Origin of the sequence: Kitasatospora sp. NPDC057512, from assembly GCF_042802135.1 — a bacterium.
Classification (GTDB): domain Bacteria; phylum Actinomycetota; class Actinomycetes; order Streptomycetales; family Streptomycetaceae; genus Kitasatospora.
On the sequence record NZ_JBHVET010000687.1, the window covers coordinates 1 to 4,663 of the forward strand.

A 4,663-nucleotide genomic window follows, 5' to 3' on the forward strand; every position below is an offset into this window, starting at 1 on the left:
GGGACTGCTCCGCGAGCCCCATCAGGCGCCGGACCAGGGCCACCAGGTCGGCCGGGTCGAAGGGCTTGCCGAGGTAGCCGTCCACCCCGACCGTCGCCCCCAGGTCGAGATCCGCCGGGGTGCAGGCGCTCACGATCGCGATCGGCAGCCGGCTGGTGTCCGGGGTCGCGCGCAGCCGGGCCGCCGTCCGCAGGCCGTCCAGCCTCGGCATCACCACGTCCAGCGTCACCACGTCGGGCCGCACCCGGCGGACGACCTCCAGGCACTCGGCGCCGTCGGCGGCGGTCACCACCTCGAAGCCTTCGAGCTCCAGGTTGACCCTGATCAGCTGGCGGATCACCTCGCTGTCGTCCACCACGAGGACCCGCCCGGACACTCCCGACACCTCACCGAGGGTATCGGCGGCCCCGCCGCCCCGTCCGGCCTTTGGGCACTTCCGCCCGCGCCCGCCCCCGACCCGGCACGCGGCCCGGTCCGGGGGTCGGTCCGGAGGTCTGACGATCTTCGGGGAAACCCGTGCACGGACCACGGCCGGAGCCTGGTACTGTTCTCACGTCGGAAGCGAGAGCGGCCGACAGGCCAGTAGGCCCCCGTAGCTCAGGGGATAGAGCACCGCCCTCCGGAGGCGGGTGCGTAGGTTCGAATCCTACCGGGGGCACTTCGCAGGAAGTGCAAGTGAGGCCCAGACCAGTGGAGTTGATCCACGGATCTGGGCCTTCGTCGTGTTCGGACGCCTGCCCGGGGCCCGGGTCCGGGCCCGAGTGGGGCCGGGTCCGGGCCCCGGTGCCTCAGGAGGCGACCGCCTCGGCCTGGGCGTACAGGTCCGCGATGGTGTGGTCGAAGAGGGCGCTGTACGAGATGTCGTCGCTGTCGCCGCCCTGCTGGTAGCCGCCGATCGCACCGATCACGTCGCCGGTGGCGGTGTTGATCCACGGGCCGCCGCTGGTGCCGCCCGGGTAGGCCGGGCAGTGGACGACCCGCTGGTAGGCGCTCTGCTGCCCGGTGGTGTTGGTGCACAGGACGGGCGTCTCGGCGTCGGCGGGGTAGCCGTAGAGGCGGACGGTGGCGCCGAACGGCTCGTCGATGCCCAGCCGGTTGCCGCCGACCACGTCCTCGACGTTGCGGCCGTTGTTGGGGGCGGTCTCCAGGATCGCGAAGTCCTCGTCCTCGTCGCCCTTCTGGGCCCAGCCCGCGGTGGTGTGGATCGCGGTCACCCGCCAGGTGCCGTACGGGGCGGAGCCGTCGCGGTAGCCGGGGGCGAAGGTGACGCCGTCGGTGGTGCCGAGGCAGTGCGCGGCGGTCAGCAGCAGGTTGCCGGTGGCGCTGTGCAGCACGCTGGCGGTGCAGAAGTGGTCGCCGGCCGTCGGCGTGCCGCTGAACAGCGCGCCGACGGTCCCGGTCTCGCGGTCGCCGGCCGGGGCCGGGGCTGTGGTGCCGAGCGCGACGTCGGCGGCGGTGCCGGCCGGGGCGACGGGGGCGGCGGCGGGAGTGGCCGTCGCGGTGGCCGTCGGGTCGGCGGTCGGGGTCGCCGAGGGCGTGGGGACCGCGACCGGGGCGGGCGGGGCGACCCCCGCCGGGTCGGCGGCCGGGACGGGCACGGCGGCACGGGTGCTGCGGGCCGCCTTCCCGGCGGCCGTCGTGTCGGACAGGTCCAGTCCGTGCGTCCCGGTCAGCACGGCGGCGACCGCCACCGCGGACAGCGCGGTGAACAGGGACGGGGCCAGGAGTCTGCGGCGGCGCGAACCCTCGCGGCGGTGCTTGCCCATGCCTGTCTCTCCTGCCGGGGCGGTCGGTGGCGTCGTTCGGTGAACGACTATGGCGCCTCAGCCTGGAAAGGGCGTGACCGGCTCCTGGGAGCTCGATGAGAAACGCCGTCAGCGCGTCAGCACCGCGTCCAGTTCTGCGGCTCCGACGAAGGCGGTGTGCGTCCCGGCGGCGGTGCAGGCGAAGGCCCCGGCCACCGTACCGGCCCGGGCGCAGTCCAGCGGCGGGCGGCCCCGGAACCAGGCGTACAGGAAGCCGGACACGAAGGCGTCCCCGGCGCCGTTGGTGTCCACCACCGGACGGCCCGGGTCGACGGCCGGCAGGTGGCGCGGCGCGGGGTCGTCCCGGGTGAGCAGGTGGCAGCCCTCGGCGCCGGCGGTGGCGACGACCAGCCGCGCGCGCCCCTCGGCGAGGATCGCGCGCATCACCTCCTCGTGCCGGCCGCGGCAGCCGGCCACCGAGAGGAAGACCAGGTCGGAGCCGAGCGCGTAGTCGCGGTGGTGCGGGTCGGCGCCGTCCCAGTCGTGCAGGTCGGTGGAGGTGGTGCGGCCGAGACGGTGGAGGTCGCCGTACAGGTCCCGGTTGACGCCGGTGATGGACAGGTGGACGTGCCGGCTGCGCTCGGCGTACGGCAGGGTGAAGTCGCGCGGCAGCCGCAGGTCGGCGGGGTGGCGGCCGTCGAAGAAGGAGAACCGGCGGCCGGCCCGGTCCACCAGGTTGACCCCGCGCGGGGTGCCGTACGGGCTCACCAGGTGGGCGAAGTGCAGTCCGTGGCGCGCGTAGTGGGCGCGGACCAGGTCGCCCTGGGGGTCGTCGCCGAGGAAGTCGATGAACGCGGTGCGCAGGCCGAGGTGGTGAGCACCGAGGGCGACGCCGTTGCCGGTGTGGCCGACGTAGTCCCGCACCGGCTCGACGAACCGCGAGTCGCCGGGCGGGAGTTCCAGCCGCTCGACCCGGACGATGGTGTCCACGCCGCTGCCGCCGACGACGAGCAGGTCGAACTCCGGCGCTGTGGTGCCGGACGGCACGGTCTCGGGCGGCACGGCGGCGCCTCCTTGGTCCCTGGGTGGTCCCAGGAGTCAAGCAGGCGCCGGAGGTTGACTGCAAGGACTTGCTGCAAATTTCAATCGGCCGGTGGTCGCTCCGGCCCCGCTTCGGCCCGGACCTCGGCCCCGGCCTCGACGTTCGCCCTGACGTTCGCCCTGACGTCGGCCCGGGCGACGGCCCGCGGGCTCGGCCGCCCGTCCGCCGCCCGTACGGCGGCCGCCGCCTCCGCCCCGCCCTCGACGGCGGTGGCCTCGCCCGGCGCCGGCCGGTGGTCGATCATCAGCACCGCGACCAGCGCGGCCGCCAGCAGGACGCCCATCGCCACCCAGGTCGCGACGACGTAGCCGTGCACCGCGCCCTGGGCGCGCACCGCCGGGTCGGCGGCGATCCGGGTGGCCAGGAAGCTCGCGGTGGCGCTCGCGGCGACCGTGTTCAGCAGCGCGGTGCCGACCGAACCGCCCACCTGCTGCGCCGAGTTGATGGTGGCCGAGGCCGCTCCGGCCTCGTTCGGGGCGACCCCGAGGGTGGCCAGGCTCATGGCCGGCATGAACACCAGGCCCATGCCGAAGCCGATCAGCAGCTCGGCGGGCAGCACCATGGCGGCCCACGGGCTGTCCACCCGCATCTGGGTCAGCCAGGCCATGCCGCCCGCGGCGAGCACCAGGCCCGGGCCGATCAGGTTCCGGGACGGCACCCTGGTCATCAGCCGGGCCGCGAAGCCCGTCGAACTCAGCACGATGGCGACCGTCATGGGCAGGAAGGACAGGCCCGACACGATCGGCGAGAAGTGCTTGATGGCCTGGAGGTAGTAGGTCAGGAACAGGAACGTGCCGAACATGCCGACCATCGCCAGGCCCACCGAGAGCGCGCCGCCGCCGCGGTTGCGGTCGGCGACGATGTGCAGCGGCAGCAGCGGGTGCGCGGTGCGCCGTTCGACCAGGACGAACGCCGCGAGCAGCGCCACGCCCAGCACCAGCGGGCCGAGCACCAGGCCGTCGCCCCAGCCCCGGGTCACGGCCTCGGAGGTGCCGTAGACGATCGCCAGCAGGCCGCCGCAGCCGAGCAGCGCCCCGGGCAGGTCCAGCCGCAGCCGGCGGCCCTTCCCGACGTGGTCGCGCCGCAGCACGCTGAAGGCCGCGAAGGCGGTGACGGCGGCGATCGGCACGTTGACGAACAGGCACCAGCGCCAGTCCAGGTACTCGGTCAGCAGGCCGCCGGCGATGAAGCCGATCGCGGAGCCGCCGCCGGCGATCGCGCCGAAGATGCCGAAGGCCGTACTGCGTTCCCGCGGATCGGAGAAGGTGGTGGAGAGCAGCCCGAGCGCGGAGGGGGCGAGCAGGGCGCCGAACGCGCCCTGGAGGGCGCGGGCGCCGAAGAGCATGGCGGGGCTGACCGCCGCGCCGCCGAGGGCGGAGGCGAGGGCGAAGCCCAGCAGGCCGACGGTGAAGACGCGCTTGCGGCCGAAGAGGTCGCCCAGTCGGCCGCCGAGCAGCAGCAGGCCGCCGAAGGCCAGCGTGTAGGCGGTGATCACCCACTGCCGGTCGGCGTCCGAGATGCCCAGGTCCCGTTGGGCGGACGGCAGTGCGATGTTCACGATGGTGATGTCGAGCACGATCATGAGTTGGGCGGTGGCGATGACGGCCAGCGCCCACCAGCGGCGGCGGTCCGCGTCCTCATGACCGGCGACGGTTCGCGCAGTCACTGATCGAGCCTTCCGGAGTGGGGCGGAGAGGTCACGCAGTCGCCTTCCAGCCAAACTCCGCTCCGGACGGATGGCAAGGAAAAATCTCACCAAATCAGACCTTCGGGACAAAAGGACCAGGCCCCCGGGACGACGGACCGAGTCCCGGGG

At 74.1% G+C, this 4,663-nt stretch carries 4 protein-coding genes and 1 tRNA gene; 1 reads left to right on the forward strand and 4 read right to left on the reverse strand.

All coding sequences use genetic code 11. The features are described 5' to 3' along the window. Window positions 1-376, reverse strand: a 376-nt coding sequence (locus ACFU6K_RS31910) for a response regulator (protein ID WP_380668958.1), incomplete at its 3' end; no start/stop codon positions are given. 210 nt (window positions 377-586) lie between these two features. Between ACFU6K_RS31910 and ACFU6K_RS31915 the strand changes: the two genes are divergently transcribed. Then, a tRNA-Arg gene (locus ACFU6K_RS31915) sits at window positions 587-658 on the forward strand. A 130-nt stretch (window positions 659-788) separates the two neighbouring features. Here the strand turns inward: ACFU6K_RS31915 and ACFU6K_RS31920 are convergent. The 3 genes from ACFU6K_RS31920 to ACFU6K_RS31930 all read right to left on the reverse strand — a co-directional run bounded on the left by ACFU6K_RS31920 (window position 789) and on the right by ACFU6K_RS31930 (window position 4,513). Then, the gene (locus ACFU6K_RS31920) at window positions 789-1,766 is read right to left on the reverse strand and encodes a trypsin-like serine peptidase (RefSeq protein WP_380668952.1); all 978 of its coding nucleotides are present in this window, start codon (window positions 1,764-1,766) and stop codon (window positions 789-791) included. 108 nt (window positions 1,767-1,874) lie between these two features. Then, window positions 1,875-2,807 (reverse strand): carbohydrate kinase family protein, encoded by a 933-nt coding sequence (locus ACFU6K_RS31925; RefSeq protein WP_380668954.1) that lies wholly within the window; start codon window positions 2,805-2,807, stop codon window positions 1,875-1,877. 80 nt (window positions 2,808-2,887) lie between these two features. Beyond that, the gene (locus ACFU6K_RS31930) at window positions 2,888-4,513 is read right to left on the reverse strand and encodes an MFS transporter (protein ID WP_380668956.1); all 1,626 of its coding nucleotides are present in this window, start codon (window positions 4,511-4,513) and stop codon (window positions 2,888-2,890) included. Window positions 4,514-4,663: the final 150 nt, after the last annotated feature.

Bases quoted from the DNA above. Each gene is read 5' to 3' on its own strand.
- ACFU6K_RS31920 (WP_380668952.1), bottom strand. From the start codon at position 1,766: ATGGGCAAGCACCGCCGCGAGGGTTCGCGCCGCCGCAGACTCCTGGCC.